The sequence below is a fragment of the Pseudomonas brassicacearum genome, assembly GCF_003732175.1.
Classification (GTDB): Bacteria; Pseudomonadota; Gammaproteobacteria; order Pseudomonadales; family Pseudomonadaceae; genus Aquipseudomonas; species Aquipseudomonas brassicacearum_G.
In genome coordinates, this window is sequence record NZ_MOBI01000009.1 from 126,371 (window position 1) to 145,046 (window position 18,676).

Here is an 18,676-nt window from a genome sequence, read left to right on the forward strand (position 1 = left end):
AAGCCATCAGCCGATGAACCGCATCAACGGCGGTTGCACCTTGGGCGCGAATGCTATTCAACAAAGCAAATAGGGTGCAACCAGTTTCTTGGGAATAAGTTGCACCTGGTATGTGATTTCTTTTAAACACGGTTTTTTGCTCCTTTTCGGAGCAAGAACCTTTGGCGACTACTGTAAAAAGCACCAAGCAGGAGCGAGGCTCCCCTACCAGAATTTATTTCCTGACAAGCTGCCGATTATTCCGACAAAAAAAGGGTTGCACCAGGTTGCACCTCTTTCGGCGCACGGCTAATCTTGCCGCCAGCTGATGCCACGCAGTCGTGGCAAACATGAGGATAAAAATATGGCTACCACCACCCTTGGGGTCAAACTCGATGACCCGACCCGCGAGCGCCTCAAAGCTGCCGCGACCTCGATTGATCGCACGCCGCATTGGCTGATCAAACAGGCGATTTTCAATTACCTGGAAAAACTCGAGGGTGGTGCAACCCTGACCGAGCTGAGCGGCTTGACCCGCTCCGAAGCCGATGATGGTGCCGAGGTCCACGTCGATCACGCCCATCAGTGCTTCCTCGAATTCGCTGAAAGCATCCTTCCGCAATCGGTACTGCGCGCCTCGATCACCGCCGCTTACCGTCGCCCGGAACCTGAAGTGGTGCCGATGCTGATCGAGCAGGCTCGCCTGCCCGCCCCAATGTGCGACGCCACCAACAAGCTCGCCGCCTCGATTGCCGAAAAACTGCGCAATCAGAAGAGCGCCGGCGGCCGTGCAGGTATTGTTCAGGGCCTGCTGCAGGAATTTTCCCTGTCGTCTCAGGAAGGCGTGGCGTTGATGTGCCTGGCCGAAGCACTGCTGCGTATCCCGGACAAAGGCACCCGCGATGCGCTGATCCGCGACAAGATCAGCACCGGTAACTGGCAGCCGCATCTGGGCAATAGCCCGTCGCTGTTCGTCAACGCTGCCACGTGGGGCCTGTTGCTGACCGGCAAACTGGTCGCCACCCACAATGAAGCCGGCCTGACTTCGTCGCTGAGTCGGATCATCGGCAAAAGCGGCGAGCCGATGATCCGCAAGGGCGTCGACATGGCCATGCGCCTGATGGGCGAGCAGTTCGTCACCGGCGAAACCATCGCCGAAGCCCTGGCCAACGCCAGCAAATTCGAAGCCAAAGGCTTCCGCTATTCCTACGACATGCTCGGTGAAGCCGCACTGACCGAGCATGATGCCCAGAAATACCTCGCGTCCTACGAGCAAGCCATCCACTCGATCGGCAAGGCTTCCCACGGTCGTGGCATTTATGAAGGCCCGGGCATCTCGATCAAGCTCTCGGCCCTGCACCCGCGTTACAGCCGTGCCCAGTACGAGCGCGTGATGGACGAGTTGTACCCGCGCCTGCTGTCGCTGACCCTGCTGGCCAAGCAGTACGACATCGGCCTGAACATCGACGCCGAAGAAGCCGACCGCCTCGAGCTGTCGCTGGATCTGCTCGAGCGCCTGTGCTTCGAGCCGCAACTGACCGGTTGGAACGGTATCGGTTTCGTGATCCAGGCGTACCAGAAGCGTTGCCCGTACGTGATCGACTACGTGATCGACCTGGCTCGCCGCAGCCGTCATCGCCTGATGATCCGCCTGGTGAAAGGCGCCTACTGGGACAGCGAAATCAAGCGCGCCCAGGTCGAAGGCCTGGAAGGCTATCCGGTCTACACCCGTAAGGTGTACACCGACGTTTCCTACATCGCCTGCGCACGCAAACTGCTCTCGGTGCCGGAAGTCATCTACCCGCAGTTCGCCACGCACAACGCCCACACCCTGTCGGCGATTTATCACATTGCCGGTCAGAACTATTACCCCGGCCAGTACGAGTTCCAGTGCCTGCACGGCATGGGCGAACCGCTGTACGAACAGGTTGTAGGCAAGGTTTCCGAAGGCAAGCTGAACCGTCCGTGCCGCGTGTACGCACCAGTCGGCACTCACGAAACACTGCTGGCGTACCTGGTACGTCGCCTGCTGGAAAACGGCGCAAACACTTCGTTCGTCAACCGTATCGCCGACCAGTCAATCTCGATTCAGGAGCTGGTAGCCGATCCGGTGAGCAGCATCGAGCAGATGGCGACGCTGGAAGGCGGCTTCGGTCTGCCGCACCCGCGTATCCCGCTGCCGCGTGACCTCTATGGCAGCGAGCGCGCCAACTCCAGCGGCATCGACCTGGCCAACGAACATCGCCTGGCATCGCTGTCCTGCGCCCTGCTGGCCACCGCCCACAACAACTGGAAAGCCACGCCGATGCTGGGCTGCGCCGCCAGCGCTGAAACCCCGGCACCGGTGCTGAATCCGTCGGACCTGCGTGACGTGGTCGGTCATGTACAAGAAGCCACCGTTACCGACGTCGACAACGCCATCCAGTGTGCACTGAACGCTGCCCCGATCTGGCAGGCCACCCCGCCCGCCGAGCGCGCTGCGATCCTCGAACGTGCCGCCGATTTGATGGAAGGCGAGATTCAGCCGCTGATGGGCCTGCTGGCTCGTGAAGCCGGCAAGACCTTCGCCAACGCCATTGCTGAAGTGCGTGAAGCCGTGGACTTCCTGCGTTACTACGCGGTGCAGGCACGCAACGATTTCACCAACGACGCCCACCGCCCATTGGGTCCGGTGGTGTGCATCAGCCCGTGGAACTTCCCGCTGGCCATTTTCAGCGGTCAAGTCGCCGCCGCACTGGCCGCCGGTAACCCGGTACTGGCCAAACCGGCTGAGCAAACACCACTGGTGGCCGCTCAAGCCGTACGGATACTGCTCGAAGCCGGGATTCCCGAAGGCGTGCTGCAACTGCTGCCGGGCCGTGGCGAAACCGTCGGTGCCCGCCTGGTCGGCGACGATCGGGTCAAAGGCGTGATGTTCACTGGCTCTACCGAAGTTGCGCGCTTGCTGCAACGCAACGTCGCCGGTCGTCTGGATGCCCAGGGCCGTCCGATTCCGCTGATCGCCGAAACCGGCGGCCAGAACGCGATGATCGTCGACTCCTCGGCACTGACCGAACAAGTGGTCATTGACGTGGTGTCCTCGGCCTTCGACAGCGCCGGCCAACGCTGCTCGGCGCTGCGCGTGCTGTGCTTGCAGGAAGATTCCGCCGACCGCGTGATCGAAATGCTCAAGGGCGCCATGGCTGAATGCCGCCTCGGCAACCCTGAGCGTCTGTCCGTGGACATCGGCCCGGTGATCGACGCCGAAGCCAAGGCCGGTATCGAGAAACACATCCAGGCCATGCGTGACAAAGGTCGCAACGTCTATCAGGTCGCCATCGCCGACATGGAAGAATGCAAGCGCGGCACCTTCGTCATGCCAACCCTGATCGAGCTGGAAAGCTTCGACGAGTTGCAGCGGGAGATCTTCGGCCCGGTGCTGCATGTGGTGCGCTACAAGCGCAAAGACATCGATCAACTGATCGGTCAGATCAACGCTTCCGGCTACGGTCTGACACTGGGTGTGCACACGCGTATCGACGAGACCATCGCCAAGGTGATCGACAACGTCAACGCCGGTAACGTCTACGTCAACCGCAACATTGTCGGTGCCGTGGTCGGCGTGCAGCCGTTCGGTGGTGAAGGCCTGTCGGGTACGGGTCCGAAAGCTGGTGGTCCGTTGTACTTGTACCGCTTGCTGTCGACGCGTCCTACCGACGCAATCGAACAATCTTTCGCTCGCGGCGACGCTATCGCGGCACCGGACGTTCGTCTGCGTGACGCCATGAGCAAACCGCTGACCGCCCTGAAAACCTGGGCCGACAGCCACAAGCTGACTGAACTGAGCGCGTTGTGCACGCAGTTCGCGACACAATCGCAAAGCGGCATCACCCGCACGCTGAACGGCCCGACAGGCGAGCGCAACAGCTACGCCATCCTGCCGCGTGAACACGTGCTGTGCCTGGCGGAAGTCGAAAGCGATCTGCTAAGCCAACTGGCTGCAGTACTGGCCGTGGGTGGCTCGGCGGTGTGGCCGGAAGGTGAACTGAGCAAAGCGTTGTTGGCTCGCCTGCCGAAAGAAGTGCAAGCGCGCATCAAGCTGGTCGCCGACTGGAACAAGGATGAAGTGGTCTTCGATGCAGTCCTGCATCACGGCCACTCCGACCAGTTGCGTGCGGTCTGCCAGCAGGTGGCCAAGCGTGCCGGCGCGATCGTTGGGGTTCATGGCCTGTCGCAAGGCGAAACCAACATTGCGCTGGAACGCCTGGTGATCGAGCGTGCATTGAGCGTCAACACCGCTGCGGCGGGGGGTAATGCCAGCTTGATGACGATCGGTTAAATCGCAATAAAACCGGGCACCCGCAATGGGTGCCTGGAATGCAAATCCCTGTGGGAGCGAGCCTGCTCGCGATAGCGGTCTGTCAGTCACATCTTCTTTGGATGTGCAGCCGCCATCGCGAGCAGGCTCGCTCCCACAATTGCTTTGTGTCGCTAGCTAAGTCTCTGCTCTACCCCACCATCACCCGCATCAATCATCCTGTTCAGCTTCTATTACCACGCCTAGACTCGGTCCATTCCAATATAGGTAGGCCGCCATGTCCGAGACGTTGCTCAGTTCCCGCAATCTGGCTTTCGAGCTGTATGAAGTCCTTGATGCTGAGGGCCTGACCCAGCGCGAGCGTTTCGCCGAGCACAATCGCGAGACCTTCGACGCCGCCATTGGTACGGCGCGCAGCCTTGCCGAGAAGTTCTTTGCCCCGCACAACCGCAAGGGCGACGAGAACGAACCACGCTACGAAGACGGCAAGGCGATCCTGATTCCGGAAGTGAAACCTGCGGTGGATGCATTCCTCGAAGCCGGCTTTCTCAACGCCGCACGCAGTTTCGAGGCCGGCGGCATGCAGTTGCCGACGCTGCTGTCGCAAGCCTGCTTCGCGCATTTCCAGTCAGCCAATGCCGCGACGACGTCCTATCCGTTCCTGACCATGGGCGCGGCCAACCTGATTGAAAGCTTCGGCACCGACGAGCAGAAGCGGCGCTTCCTGCAGCCGATGATCGACGGCCGTTTCTTCGGCACCATGGCCCTGACCGAACCTCACGCCGGCTCCTCGCTGTCGGACATCCGCACCCGCGCCGAACCGGCCGCCGATGGCACGTATCGACTCAAGGGCAACAAGATCTTCATCTCCGGCGGCGACCACCCGCTGTCGGAAAACATCGTGCACATGGTGCTGGCCAAACTGCCGGATGCACCGGCCGGCGTGAAAGGTATTTCGCTGTTTATCGTGCCTAAATTCCTGGTCAACGATGACGGCAGCCTGGGCAAGCGCAACGACGTGCTGCTGGCCGGGCTATTTCACAAGATGGGCTGGCGTGGCACCACCTCTACTGCGCTGAATTTCGGCGATAACGGCGAGTGTGCCGGCTACCTGGTGGGCAAGCCGCACCAAGGCCTGAGCTGCATGTTCCAGATGATGAACGAAGCGCGAATCGGCGTCGGCATGGGCGCGGTGATGCTCGGTTACGCCGGTTACCTGTACTCGCTGGAATACGCCCGCGAGCGCCCGCAAGGTCGCCTGCCGGACAGCAAGGACCCGAACACTGCGCCGGTCTCGATCATTCAGCACGCCGACGTCAAACGCATGCTGCTGACCCAGAAGGCTTACGTCGAAGGCGCCTTCGACCTCGGCTTGTATGCGGCGCGACTGTTCGACGACACCACCACATTGACGACCGAAGCCGAGCGCAAGCAGGCCCATGAACTGCTCGACCTGCTGACGCCGATCGTCAAATCCTGGCCGTCGGAATTCTGCCTGAAGGCCAACGAACTGGCGATTCAGATCCTTGGCGGTCACGGTTACACCCGCGAATACCCGGTGGAGCAGTACTACCGCGACAACCGCCTGAACCCGATCCACGAAGGCACCCACGGCATTCAGTCGCTGGACCTGCTGGGGCGCAAACTGGCACAGAACGGCGGCGCCGGGCTCAAACAGTTGATTCGCTTGATCGCCGAGACTGCCGAACGCGCCCATGCGTACGAATCGTTAACGCCATTACGTGAACCGCTGGAAAAATTAGTGGCCCGCCTGCAAACCGTGACCATCGGCCTGCTGACGGATCTGGGCCAAGGCAAGGTCAACAGCAGCCTGGCGAACTCGGCGCTGTATCTGAAAGTTTTTGGCCACACGGTGATCGGCTGGCGCTGGCTGGAACAGGCGATCCGCGCAGAAGAAGGGTTGGCCAAGGGCAATGCGGCGGATGTCGGTTTCTATAAAGGCAAGCTGCAGGCGGCGCGGTATTTTCTGACGTGGGAAGTGCCGGGTTGCCATCATGAACTGGCGATTCTTGAGGCGCGGGATGATGTTTGCCTGAACATGCAGGAAGAGTGGTTCTGATCCCTGACAGTAACTGAGCGGGTAGCCAACATCGTATGTCAGTACTTGCACACCTGTCATATATGACAGGTGTGCAAGTTAAGGATGCAGGATAAGGTATTTTCGCGGGACATCTAGTTTGCCCGGCAAGTATGGACTCGAGGTCCACCTCTTACCTCTAAACGAGCGAATCACCATGAACAGCCAAACTTTCGAAGAGCGATCCATAAAGCTTTCAGGGCTTATAACAAAGGATTACTGCATCCTCGCATCGATCTCAAATACGCCGTTGCGAAACGGAACTGTCTGGACGAATAAAAATTCAACTCTTTCCACAGTGATCACCAAAAACCATAACCGGCTTTCTGATGAAGAAACGCAGATAAGCATCACATCAACTCCCGACAATGCTGAATCAAGTGTAAAAACATCAGCGACGGCAATGTTCGAAGTCACTTCGGCGGACGACCACTATCTAGGCACCCATCGTGTCACTTACAAAGAGTTTACGTACATCGGGGCCAATCAATGGAATGCAACGGTTTATGGCACCCCATTACGCGAGGAAACGCCAGAAATAAAAATAGACCCTTATGTAATGCTCAATGACGAGCAATTTTTATTGTCGGCCAGGGTCAACGATGCAGTGAAGGATCAAGGTAACGTACGAATCACTGAAAAGAGACACATAAAGACAGGTAACAACACTTACATTAATGAAATTATAACTCCGACCAAACGTTATAGTAACAATGTATCGATCACACAAGACGACATGTTCAGAACGCTGGCTGCAGACGATATCTACATTGATGAACAAGCAGCAGAATGGCGAGTTAAGGAAAAGCAGGTTTTTTACTTGCTTACAATGGGCGGGGTCGATTTTTATGGGCGGGAGATCTTGTTGATAAAGGTGTAGTTGCGGTCTCGCAGACGCGCTCTTATCGGCGCGTCTTGTACCGAAACGATCAGGCTCAACTCAAGCGAAACCCACCCATCTGCCGCGCCAAATCATCCGCCAACCGCTGCAACGTCTGGCAATCCTCCCGACAAGCCCTCACCTCGCCCGCCGTGGCCCGTGCCAGATCGGAAATCCCCTGCACGTTGCGGTTGATCTCTTCAGTCACCGCCGACTGTTCTTCGGTGGCCGTCGCCACCTGATGGTTCATGTCGCTGATGCGCTCGACCTGCCCGGTAATGGCGGTCAACGACGCCCCAGTGCGCTGGCTCGACTCGACGCCGGTACCGGTTGCCGCTTGCCCGGAGTGCATCGACGACACGGCATTCTCCGCGCCCTGCTTGAGGCTGCCGATCATCTGCTGGATTTCATCGGTGGACGCTTGCGTACGGCGCGCCAGTGTTCGCACTTCGTCCGCCACCACCGCAAAGCCCCGGCCCATGTCTCCGGCCCGCGCCGCTTCAATCGCTGCGTTCAATGCCAGCAAATTGGTCTGTTCGGAGATCCCGCGAATCACCGCCAGCACCTGATCAATGGACGCTACCTGCGTCGCCAGCTCGCCGACGGCACTGGCGGCAATGCCGATTTCATCGGACATGCTTTCGATATGCCGAATGGAACCGCCGACCACCTCTCGCGCCTGCAACGCTTCATCGCGGGCCGTTTGTGAGGCGACCGCCGCGTTGCCGGCGTTCTGCGCGATTTCCTGTACGGTGAGGCCCATCTCGTGCACGGCGGTGGCGACCATATCGGTCATTTCCTGCTGTCGACCGGAACGCTCGGCGGTATTCTCCACCACTCGCGCAACCTGCCCGACGGCGGTGCGCAAACGCTCGCTGGTGGCCAGCACTTCGCCGATCATGTTGCGTTGATTTTCAAGAAACCGGTTGAAGCCGCGAGCCAGGTCACCCAGCTCATCAGCGCGACTGGAATCTAACCTGTGGGTCAAATCGCCACCACCGCTACCAATCGCTACCAGTGCCGCTGTTACCTGCCGGATCGGCCGAACCAGGCCGCGAGCCAGCAACACCACCAATAACAGGCACACCAGCGCAACGCCCAGACCGATGGCGCTGGTCAGCCACATCGCCTGTCGGGCCTCGGCGTAAATTTGCGATTGCGGCACTTCGGCCACCAGCGTCCAACCCAGATCGCGTAATGGCAGGCTCAGGGCCAGGTAGTCTTCGCCATCACGCACAAAGCCGCTGCTGGTCGGGCCTTGATGGCCCATCACCGCTTGCGCCGCCGAGTCGCCGATCTGTTCGGCCAACTGGCGTTTGTTGCTGAGCCCGGCCTCGGGATGGACCTGGATCAACCCGTCGGAACGCACCAGATAGACCTTCCCGCGCTCGCCGAAGCTGAAGTTGTGAATCAGCTCCGAGAGTTCCTTCATGCTCAGGCCCAGCCCGGCAACGCCCACGACTTTGCCGCCCTGCGAGACCTTGAGGTCGATGAACAAGGCCAATTCGCCGGTCGCCGTATCGTTGTCGATATTGAGAGTGCGCGGCTGGTTGCCGTCGAGGAAGGCGTAGAACCAGGCGTCTGCGGGATTGGATCGACTGAGGGTCCGATCAAGCCCTTTTTCGGTGAAGTAGTGGCCCGACGCAGTGCCTGCGATCAGCGCGGTAAAGGCTTTGTGCTCGGCGCGGATACCTTCCAGGTAGCTGACGAAGCCGCTGGCCCGGTCGGCGTTTTCTCCTTCGGCCAACCACTCGCGCACCATGCTGTTGCTGGCGATGTCCTTGGCCGCGGTGAGCGGCTGGACCAGAATCCGCTCGATGTCGTTGCGCATCGCTTCGATGCTCGACGGTAGCGCTTGCTCGACCAGATAGCGCTGGGCAAGGCGGTTGACCACCAGGGTATAAATGCCGACCACGATCAGAATACTGACCAGCAGGGCGGTGCCCATACTCAGGATCAACTGCCATTGAATACTGCGTCGCCAGAACTGCATGAAGCACCCCCAAAGAGTAAGAGGCAAAACTACTGCAACAGCCATGCCGATTGTATACAACTCAATCGACAATCTACTCTTTGGTTGTGCGCAAGCTGATCAAGCCTGATTGATCGTCTTCGAAATCACTTCAACCGTGGCGCTGACTTGCTCTTGGTAACGGTCGAGTTCCCGCTGATGACGTTTCTGCATTTCGAGTTGCTGCGAGCACAGGTTCATTGCCGTCAGCACCAGCAGTTTGTCCCCGATCAGGGTCGGGTATTTCTTTTTGGTCTCGGCCAGCACCGCTTTCAACATTAATGCGGCGTCCAGCAGGGTCTGCTCTTCCCCGGCCGGCGCCTTGATCGAATAGTCTTCCCCAAGAATCGAGACGACTTTTATCCCGTCGGCACCGTGTCTCATGCGTTCACAGGACCTGCGCTCACGCGCTCAACCAGCGCTTGAATGCGCGCAACGGTGGCGCCCTGTTTCTCTTCCTGTTCCATCAGGCTCAGTTGCAGGCTTTCGTTTTCATCCTTGGCCTGGGCCAGTTCTGCACTCAGTGTTGCGTTCGTGCCGAGCAGCTCCTGGTTCTGTTGCACCAGGTCGCTGACCAGTTGTTCCAATTGGCTTAGGGATGCTTCCAACATTTTGATTTTCCGAGCATTTTCAAAGGGCGCGTACGATAAAGAAAAGTCACCACTGACGCCAGGGTTATTCAGGCGTAAAGCCTTGATTTTCCTGGCGGCAACCTTGCTTGCGAGTTTTAAAGACTGCGTTTGTCCGCTCTGGTTCCTGACAGCTCGTCAGTACGACCGATCTGCGGCAAAAGCGCACAGCGGCTCAAGTCTTTAGTCGTATGACCGATAAGTCATACATACCTCGTCTCAGACTCGTGCCAATGCGCGCTTTACGGTGAACACCATGTCCCTTCGCAATATGAATATCGCCCCCAGGGCGTTCGCAGGTTTCACCCTGATTGGCGCACTGATGTTGATTCTGGGTGTGTTCGCCTTGAACCAGATGAGCAAGATTCGCGCTGCCGGCGAAGACATCGTTCAGAACAGTGTGCCGAGTATCAAGGCCCTGGACGAGTTCACTCAAATCGGCCTGCGCCAGCGCACTCTGGCCTATCGCCTGCTGGTCAACCGCGAACCGGATATCCAGCAAAAAACCATAGAGTTGCTCGACACCCGCAACCAGCAGATCCGTACGGCGCAGACCGCCTATGAAAAACTGATCAGCAGCCCTCAGGAACGCGCGGCCTACGACCAGTACGTGCAATTGATGGGTCAATACCGCCAGATTGAAGACCGGATGAAGACGCTGTCGCGTAATAACCAACTCGACGAACTGCGCACGCTTCTGAATACCGAATTGCTGACCAACTCCGATGCGATTAACACCACTCTGAACCGCCTGGTGGAGATCAACAACGATCAAGCCGCCGACTTCAACCAGAAAGCCGCCGACCAATATTCCTCCGCCTTCAATCTGGTGGTGACCCTGCTGGTGATCGCCACGGGTTTGACCCTGCTGTTTGCCTGGCTGCTGACCAACAGCATCACGCAGCCCATCGCCAAGGCACTGAGCGCCGCTGAAGAAATCGCCGAGGGTAATTTGACCCGGCCGATCATCGTCGACGGTAGCGACGAAGCTGGCCGCTTGTTGCAGGCCATGTTGAAGATGCAGGAAAAACTGCGCGACACCCTGCAGCGGATCTCGGGTTCGGCGACTCAGCTGGCCTCCGCCGCCGAAGAGCTGAACAGCGTCACCGACGAAAGTGCCCGTGGCCTGACTCAGCAGAACAACGAAATCGAGCAAGCCGCAACGGCCGTCAACGAAATGACCAGCGCCGTGGAAGAAGTTGCGCGCAATGCGGTGAGCACCTCCGAAGCGTCGAAAAACGCCACCACTTCTGCCGGTGACGGCCGTGACCTGGTGCAGGAAACCGTCAGCGCCATCGAACGCATGAGCGCCGATGTACAGAGCACTGCCACCCTGATCGGCGATCTGGCCAACGAGTCGCGCGACATCGGCAAGGTGCTGGACGTGATTCGCGGCCTGGCTGACCAGACCAACCTGCTGGCGCTGAACGCCGCCATCGAGGCTGCGCGCGCCGGTGAAGCCGGTCGCGGTTTTGCGGTGGTGGCCGACGAAGTTCGCGCCCTGGCGCATCGCACGCAGCAATCGACCAGCGAAATCGAACGCATGATCGGCAGCATCCAGAGCGGTACCGAACACGCCGTTGATTCGATGCGCAACAGCACCGAACGCGCTGAATCGACCCTGAACATCGCCCGTGGTGCCGGCCTGTCGCTGGACACCATCAACAGCGCCATCGTCGAAATCAACGAGCGCAACCTGGTGATCGCCAGCGCCGCCGAAGAACAGGCCCAGGTGGCCCGCGAAGTCGACCGCAACCTGGTGAACATCCGCGACCTGTCGGTGCAGTCGGCCACTGGCGCCAACCAGACCAGCGCCGCCAGCAACGAGCTGTCGCGTTTGGCGCTGGACCTGAACAATATGGTTGGGCGGTTTAGCCTTTAATTATCCGTAGCCTGTTGATCGTTCCCACGCTCTGCGTGGGAATGCAGCCCGTGACGCTCTGCGTCACATTCAAGAGCAGACGCAGAGCGTCCAGTGAGGCATTCCCACGCGGGAGCGTGGGAACGATCGGTGCGTCGCGTACCCTGCGTCAAAAGCTTTTTGACAGCATCACATTTCAACAGGTTAGAATCGCTGGCACGCAGACTGCATGGTCAGTTTGCGCCCGCCTTTAAGCTTTCCGGAGTACTGCCATTGAATGCGACGACCATCAACAGCCTGTTCTTGATCGGCGCGTTGCTGGTAGGTGCGAGCATTCTGGTGAGCTCACTTTCGTCCCGCCTCGGGATCCCGATTCTGGTGATCATCCTGGCCGTGGGCATGGCTGCCGGCGTCGACGGCGGCGGCATCATCTTCGATAACTATCCCACCGCTTATCTGGTCGGTAACCTCGCTCTGGCCGTGATCCTGCTCGACGGCGGGTTGCGCACCCGGGTCGCGAGTTTCCGCGTGGCGTTGTGGCCGGCGTTGTCGCTGGCCACGGTCGGGGTGCTGATCACCACCGTGCTGACCGGCATGGCCGCCGCCTGGTTGTTCAACCTGAATCTGATCCAGGGTCTGCTTATCGGTGCCATCGTCGGCTCCACCGACGCCGCGGCGGTGTTCTCGTTGCTGGGTGGCAAAGGCCTGAACGAGCGGGTGACCGCCAGCCTGGAAATCGAATCCGGCAGCAACGACCCGATGGCGGTGTTTCTCACCGTCACCCTGATCGACATGCTCGCCAGCGGCCAGACTGGCCTGCACTGGAGCCTGCTCGGGCACTTGGTTCGCGAGTTCGGCATCGGCGCGATCATCGGTCTGAGCGGTGGCTGGCTGATGCTGCAAATGGTCAATCGAATCCACCTGGCCGCCGGTCTGTACCCGATTCTGGTGATCGCTGGCGGTCTGGTGGTGTTCGCCCTGACCAACGCCTTGCACGGCAGTGGCTTCCTCGCGGTGTACCTGTGCGGCCTGGTGATCGGCAACCGTCCGGTGCGCAGCCGCCACGGCATTCTGCACATGCTCGACGGCATGGCCTGGCTGGCGCAGATCGGCATGTTCCTGGTGCTGGGGCTGCTGGTGACACCCCATGACTTGCTGCCAATCGCCCTGCCCGCCCTCGGCCTGGCGCTGTGGATGATTCTGTTGGCGCGTCCACTGTCGGTGATGGTCGGCCTGCTGCCGTTCAAGGCTTTCCATGGGCGCGAAAAGGCCTTTATCTCCTGGGTTGGCCTGCGTGGTGCGGTACCGATCATTCTGGCGGTGTTCCCGTTGATGGCCGGGCTGCCGAATGCCCAGCTGTATTTCAACCTCGCGTTCTTCATCGTGCTGGTCTCGCTGCTGGTGCAGGGCACCAGCCTGCCGTGGGTCGCCAAGCTGCTGAAGGTGACCGTCCCGCCAGAACCCGCGCCGATCTCCCGGGCAGCCCTCGAAGTGCATGTCACCAGCGAGTGGGAGTTGTTCGTTTATCGCCTTGGCGCGGAAAAATGGTGCATCGGCGCCGCCCTTCGCGAGCTGAAAATGCCCGAGGGCACGCGTATCGCGGCGCTGTTTCGTGGCCAGCAACTGCTCCATCCGTCGGGTAGTACGGTGCTCGAAGTCGGCGATTTGCTCTGCGTTATCGGCCATGAACACAACCTGCCGGCACTCGGAAAGCTCTTCAGCCAGGCACCGCAACGAGGTCTCGATTTGCGCTTCTTCGGCGACTTCGTTCTGGAAGGTGACGCCCAGCTGGGCGCGGTTTCAGCGCTGTACGGGCTGCAACTCGAAGGGGTCGATCCGGACATGCCGCTGGGTCGTTTCATCACCCAGAAAGTTGGCGGTGCTCCGGTGGTCGGCGACCAGGTGGAATGGAATAACACCATTTGGACCGTCGCGGTCATGGACGGGAACAAGATCGCCAAAGTGGGCGTCAGATTCCCCGAAGGAAGTCGCCCGGGCCCCGGATTGTTCCTCTAAACTCCTTTTTTCGTTACGTTTTCGATCGGTCTCTATGCCAACTTTGCGCACATTTTTAGCTATTGCCCTGCTAGGGCTGAGTCTCTCCGTCGGCACCCTGCAAGCGGCCGAACCACCGTCCGCCGAGTCGGTCCAGAAGAGCCTGGACAAGATCGCCGAGCGCAAACTGCCCGAGGCCGATCAAAAAGCCCTGCAAATGGTGCTGCAACAGACGCTGACCCAGTTGTCCAACCGGGACGATTATGAAAAGCGCCTGGACAACCTCAAGCAGCAACTGAGCACTGCGCCCAAGCAGAACATCGAAAATCAGCGTGAGCTGGAGCGCCTCAAGGCCAGCAAAGTCATACCGATCGAACAACGCTACGCCAACCTGTCGGTGGCACAACTCGAGCAGATGCTGACTGAACGCAGCACCCAGCAAAGTGATCTGCAAAAAGCCCTGGCCGATGCCAACAGCCTGACCATCACCGCCCAAACCCGTCCCGAACGCGCCCAGGCCGAGATCAGCAACAGCCAGACACGCATCCTGCAAATCAACGGCATCCTCAAGCTTGGCAAAGACAACGGCAAGGCCCTGACGACCGAGCAACGCGACGCCCTTAACGCCGAACTGGCCGCATTGAATGCGCTGATTCCGCTGCGTCGTCAGGAACTGGCCGGCAACAGTCAGCTGCAGGACCTGGGCAGCAGCCAACACGACTTGCTGCAGGAAAAAACCGCGCGCATGGAGCACGAGATCCAGGACCTGCAAACCCTGATCAACCAGAAGCGCCTGGCCCAGTCTCAACAGACTGTGACGCAGCAATCGATCGAAGCGCAAAAGGCCGGCGGCAGCAATCTGCTGGCCACGGAAAGCGCTGCCAACCTCAAGCTCTCCGACTACCTGCTCAAAAGCACCGACCGTCTCAACGAACTGACCCAACAGAACCTGCAGACCAAGCAGCAACTTGACAGCGTGACCCAAAGCGACGCCGCGCTGGACGAACAGATCAACGTGCTCAAGGGCAGTCTGTTGCTGTCCAAGATCCTCTACAAACAAAAGCAGGCCCTGCCACGCCTCAAGCTTGATCGGGACCTGGCCAATGACATCGCCGACATTCGCCTGTACCAGTTCGAGGTCAATCAACAACGCGAACTGATCAGCACACCCGGCGCCTATGTGGATAATTTACTGTCGAGCCAGCCGCCCGATCAGGTCACCCCGCAACTGCGTAAAACCCTGCTGGACCTGGCCGTTACCCGCGCCGACCTGCTTGAGCGCCTGAGCCGCGAGCTGAGCGCGCTGCTTAACGAATCCATCACCCTGCAACTGAACCAGAAACAGCTGCTCACTACCGCTCAGAACCTGCGCGCAACCCTCGACGAACAGATGTTCTGGATTCCCAGCAACAAGCCGCTGGATTTCGAATGGATGCGCGGCGTGCCGGACCGTCTGGAAAAACAGGTCATCACTCTGCCGTGGGCTTCGAGCCTGAGCGAGTTGGCCGACGGCCTGACCCAGCGGCCACTGCTGTTTCTGCCGCTGGTGCTGCTGATCGGCTTCCTGGTCTGGCGGCGCAAATACCTCTATGCGCGACTGAACAAGGTGCACCAGGACATCGGTCACTTCAAACGTGACAGTCAATGGCACACACCGCAGGCGATTCTGATCAACGTGCTGCTGGCAATGCCCGTGTCACTGGCCCTGGCCCTGTGCGGTTTCGCCTTGCAGATCGACGCCCGCGGGCAAAACGCCAACCTCGGCGCCGCCCTGTTGCAAATCGCCCAGGCGTGGCTGCTGTTCTACACCGCGTACCGGATACTTGCGCCGGGTGGCGTGGCAGAACTGCACTTTCGCTGGGAAAGACCTCAGGTGGAATTCCTCCGCGGCTGGATCCGTCGTCTTGGCCTGGTGGTGCTGGCACTGGTCGCCGTGGTGGCGGTTGCCGAACTGCAACCGGCGGCCCTGGCGGACGACGTACTCGGCATCGCCGTGGTGCTGACCTGCTACGCCTTGATGGCCTGGCTGCTCAGCCGCCTGCTGATCAACAGTCCGACACATAACAGCGCCTCCCTGTTTCGCAAAGCAGTCGGCATTCTATTCACTGTGCTGCCGATCGCCTTGTTTATCGCCGTGTGCTTTGGCTACTTCTACACCGCATTGAAACTCAGCGACCGGTTGATCAACACCCTGTACCTGCTGATGTTCTGGCTGATCATTGAAGCCACCTTTGTGCGCGGTCTGGCCGTCGCGGCGCGGCGCCTGGCCTACCAGCGCGCCCTGACCAAACGCCAGGCCGCCAAAGAGGCCGGCGACGGTGAAGCGGTCGTCGAAGAGCCGACACTGGACATCGAGAAAGTCAACGAACAATCCTTGCGCCTGATCCGTCTGGCCCTGCTCGGCGGCTTCATCGCTGCGCTGTATTGGGTCTGGAAAGACCTGATCTCGGTATTCTCGTACCTGGACAACATCACGTTGTACGAGTACACCAGCGGCGTCGGTGCCAACATGAGCATGGTGCCGATCAGCATCGGCGACTTGCTCGGTGCGCTGATCATCATCGGCATTACCGTGGCCCTGGCGCGAAACCTGCCAGGGTTGCTCGAGGTGCTGGTGCTGTCCAAGCTCGAACTGGCCCAGGGCAGCGCCTACGCCACGACCACCCTGCTGACCTATGTGATTGCCGGTGTGGGTTTTGTTTCCACCCTGTCGACCCTCGGCGTGAGCTGGGACAAGCTGCAATGGCTGGTGGCCGCACTCTCGGTCGGCCTGGGTTTCGGTATGCAGGAGATCTTCGCCAACTTCATCTCCGGGATCATGATCCTGTTCGAGCGCCCGGTGCGGATCGGCGACACGATCACCATCGGCAACCTGTCAGGCACGGTGAGCAAAATCCGCATCCGCGCCACCACCATCACCGACTTCGACCGCAAGGACATCATTGTCCCGAACAAGACGTTCATCACCGGACAACTGATCAACTGGTCGCTGACCGACACCGTGACCCGGGTAACCCTCAAGCTGGGCGTCGGCTACGATTCGGATCTGGAGCTGGTACGCACCCTGCTGCTCAGAGCGGCCATGGAAAACCCGCGTGTACTGAAGGACCCTGCGCCCTCGGTGTACTTCCTGAACTTTGGTGAAAGCACCCTGGATCACGAGCTGCGTATCCATGTGCGCGACCTCGGCGACCGTAACCCGGCACTCGATGAAATCAACCGGTTCATCAACAGCGAATTCAAGAAGCACAACATCAACATCGCTTTCCGTCAGGTGGATATCCACCTGAAAAACATGACAGGCCAGGAACAGTTGTTGCTGACCAGCGATGCGGTCAAACCCGCCACGTCTCCCGATAAAGGCAAGACCCCACCCGAGCCACCGTCGGTGCATCTCGACTGACTGGACGCCACGCGCCATTCCCCAGCAGAATGCTCGGACATTTTGCTGGAGATGGCCGTTGAAAGCCCTCGACGAACTGACCTTCGATAACCGCTTCGCCCGCTTGGGCGACGCGCTCTCAACTCATGTACTGCCTGAGCCCATCGGCGAACCGCGACTGGTGGTTGCCAGCCCTGCGGCCATGGCCCTGCTCGACCTCGACCCGAGTGTTGCCGAGACGCCGGTGTTCGCCGAACTGTTCGGCGGTCACAAGCTATGGGCAGACGCCGAGCCGCGGGCGATGGTCTATTCCGGGCACCAGTTCGGTTCCTACAACCCGCAATTGGGTGATGGTCGTGGGCTGCTGCTGGGCGAGGTCTACAACGAGGCCGGCGAACACTGGGACTTGCACCTCAAGGGCGCCGGGCAAACGCCGTACTCGCGCATGGGCGATGGCCGGGCGGTGCTGCGTTCGTCGATTCGTGAGTTTCTGGCGTCTGAAGCGTTGCACGCACTGGGCATCCCGACCACCCGCGCACTGTGCGTTATCGGTTCGAACACCCCGGTCTGGCGTGAGAAACAGGAACGCGCGGCCATGGTCCTGCGCCTGGCAGCAAGCCATGTGCGCTTCGGGCATTTCGAATATTTCTACTACACCAAGCGGCCCGAACAACAGGAAGCCCTCGGCGAGCACGTGTTGGCAATGCATTTCCCCGAGTGCCTGGAACAGCCGGAACCGTACCTGGCAATGTTCCGCGAAGTCGTCGAGCGCAACGCCGAGCTGATCGCCAAATGGCAGGCCTATGGCTTCTGCCACGGGGTGATGAACACCGACAACATGTCGATCCTCGGCGTCACGTTCGACTTCGGTCCGTTTGCCTTCCTTGACGACTTTGACGCCAACTTCATCTGCAACCATTCCGATGATCAGGGTCGCTACTCGTTCAGCAATCAAGTGCCCATCGGCCAATGGAACCTCAGCGCACTGGCCCAGGCCCTGACACCGTTCATCAGCGTCGAAGCCCTGCGCGAAACCCTCGGCCTGTACTTCCCGCTGTATCAGGCTCATTACCTGGACCTGATGCGCCGTCGCCTCGGTTTGACCACTGGCGAAGAAGACGACCAGCAACTGGTCGAAAATCTGCTGCAACTGATGCAGAACAGCAGCGTCGACTACAGCCTGTTTTTCCGCCGTTTGGGCGATCAAGCCGCCGAGTTTGCCGTCGCCCGCTTGCGCGACGACTTCGTCGACATCAAGGGCTTCGATGCCTGGGCCGAGCGCTACTGCGCACGCGTCGCCCGCGACGGCAACAGCGATCAAGCACAGCGCCGCGCCCGCATGCACGCGGTGAACCCGCTCTACATCCTGCGCAACTACCTGGCGCAGAAAGCCATCGACGCGGCAGAAAGCGGTGACTATGCAGAGGTTCGCCGCCTGCACGCGGTACTGAGCAAGCCGTTCGAAGAACAGCCTGGCATGGACAGCTACGCCGAGCGCCCGCCTGAATGGGGCAAGCATCTGGAGATCAGCTGTTCGTCTTGAG

9 protein-coding genes and 3 pseudogenes are annotated in these 18,676 nt (G+C 59.8%); 8 read left to right on the forward strand and 4 right to left on the reverse strand.

Going from position 1 to position 18,676, the window contains the following annotated elements; all coding sequences use genetic code 11:
* The first annotated feature begins 343 nt into the window (after positions 1-343).
* The 3 genes from putA (at position 344) to BK658_RS08585 (ending at position 7,254) form a co-directional block, all read left to right on the forward strand.
* Entirely contained in the window at positions 344-4,297 is a 3,954-nt protein-coding gene (gene putA / locus BK658_RS08575) for a trifunctional transcriptional regulator/proline dehydrogenase/L-glutamate gamma-semialdehyde dehydrogenase (RefSeq protein WP_123581943.1), read from the forward strand.
* 256 nt (positions 4,298-4,553) lie between these two features.
* A complete protein-coding gene (locus BK658_RS08580; protein ID WP_123581944.1) occupies positions 4,554-6,356 on the forward strand; it encodes an acyl-CoA dehydrogenase in 1,803 nt (600 codons plus the stop codon).
* Between the two features lie 175 nt (positions 6,357-6,531).
* On the forward strand, positions 6,532-7,254 hold the full coding sequence (locus BK658_RS08585) for a hypothetical protein (RefSeq protein ID WP_123581945.1): 723 nt from the start codon (positions 6,532-6,534) through the stop codon (positions 7,252-7,254).
* Positions 7,255-7,309: 55 nt separating this feature from the next.
* Here the strand turns inward: BK658_RS08585 and BK658_RS30680 are convergent, their stop codons facing one another.
* The 4 genes and pseudogenes from BK658_RS30680 to BK658_RS08600 form a co-directional block, all read right to left on the reverse strand.
* Positions 7,310-8,155 (reverse strand): methyl-accepting chemotaxis protein, encoded by an 846-nt coding sequence (locus BK658_RS30680; protein ID WP_404943170.1) that lies wholly within the window; start codon positions 8,153-8,155, stop codon positions 7,310-7,312.
* Positions 8,156-8,176: 21 nt separating this feature from the next.
* Positions 8,177-9,292, reverse strand: a pseudogene (locus BK658_RS30685) (HAMP domain-containing protein); the annotation flags it as partial.
* Positions 9,293-9,346: 54 nt separating this feature from the next.
* On the reverse strand, positions 9,347-9,649 hold the full coding sequence (locus BK658_RS08595; RefSeq protein ID WP_054595286.1) for a cell division protein ZapA: 303 nt from the start codon (positions 9,647-9,649) through the stop codon (positions 9,347-9,349).
* The gene (locus tag BK658_RS08600) at positions 9,646-9,876 is read right to left on the reverse strand and encodes a hypothetical protein (protein WP_019691434.1); all 231 of its coding nucleotides are present in this window, start codon (positions 9,874-9,876) and stop codon (positions 9,646-9,648) included. Before BK658_RS08600 ends, BK658_RS08595 begins: the two co-directional genes overlap by 4 nt.
* A 340-nt stretch (positions 9,877-10,216) precedes the next feature.
* Here BK658_RS08600 and BK658_RS30690 point away from each other — a divergent pair.
* The 5 genes and pseudogenes from BK658_RS30690 to selO all read left to right on the forward strand — a co-directional run.
* Positions 10,217-10,873 (forward strand): annotated as a pseudogene (locus BK658_RS30690) (MCP four helix bundle domain-containing protein); the annotation flags it as partial.
* A gap of 303 nt (positions 10,874-11,176) precedes the next feature.
* Positions 11,177-11,776, forward strand: a pseudogene (locus tag BK658_RS30695) (methyl-accepting chemotaxis protein); the annotation flags it as partial.
* A gap of 252 nt (positions 11,777-12,028) precedes the next feature.
* On the forward strand, positions 12,029-13,771 hold the full coding sequence (locus BK658_RS08610) for a potassium/proton antiporter (protein WP_123581948.1): 1,743 nt from the start codon (positions 12,029-12,031) through the stop codon (positions 13,769-13,771).
* Positions 13,772-13,805: 34 nt separating this feature from the next.
* Positions 13,806-17,153, forward strand: a complete 3,348-nt coding sequence (gene mscK, locus BK658_RS08615; protein WP_123581949.1) for a mechanosensitive channel MscK — start codon at positions 13,806-13,808, stop codon at positions 17,151-17,153.
* Between the two features lie 58 nt (positions 17,154-17,211).
* Positions 17,212-18,675 (forward strand): protein adenylyltransferase SelO, encoded by a 1,464-nt coding sequence (selO, locus tag BK658_RS08620; RefSeq protein WP_123581950.1) that lies wholly within the window; start codon positions 17,212-17,214, stop codon positions 18,673-18,675.
* Position 18,676: the final 1 nt, after the last annotated feature.

Coding starts and splice junctions, on each gene's coding strand:
- putA (WP_123581943.1), top strand. CDS start 344: ATGGCTACCACCACCCTTGGGGTCAAACTCGATGACCCGACCCGCGAG.
- BK658_RS08580 (WP_123581944.1), top strand. CDS start 4,554: ATGTCCGAGACGTTGCTCAGTTCCCGCAATCTGGCTTTCGAGCTGTAT.
- BK658_RS08585 (WP_123581945.1), top strand. CDS start 6,532: ATGAACAGCCAAACTTTCGAAGAGCGATCCATAAAGCTTTCAGGGCTT.
- BK658_RS30680 (WP_404943170.1), bottom strand. CDS start 8,155: ATGATCGGCGAAGTGCTGGCCACCAGCGAGCGTTTGCGCACCGCCGTC.
- BK658_RS08595 (WP_054595286.1), bottom strand. CDS start 9,649: ATGAGACACGGTGCCGACGGGATAAAAGTCGTCTCGATTCTTGGGGAA.
- BK658_RS08600 (WP_019691434.1), bottom strand. CDS start 9,876: ATGTTGGAAGCATCCCTAAGCCAATTGGAACAACTGGTCAGCGACCTG.
- mscK (WP_123581949.1), top strand. CDS start 13,806: ATGCCAACTTTGCGCACATTTTTAGCTATTGCCCTGCTAGGGCTGAGT.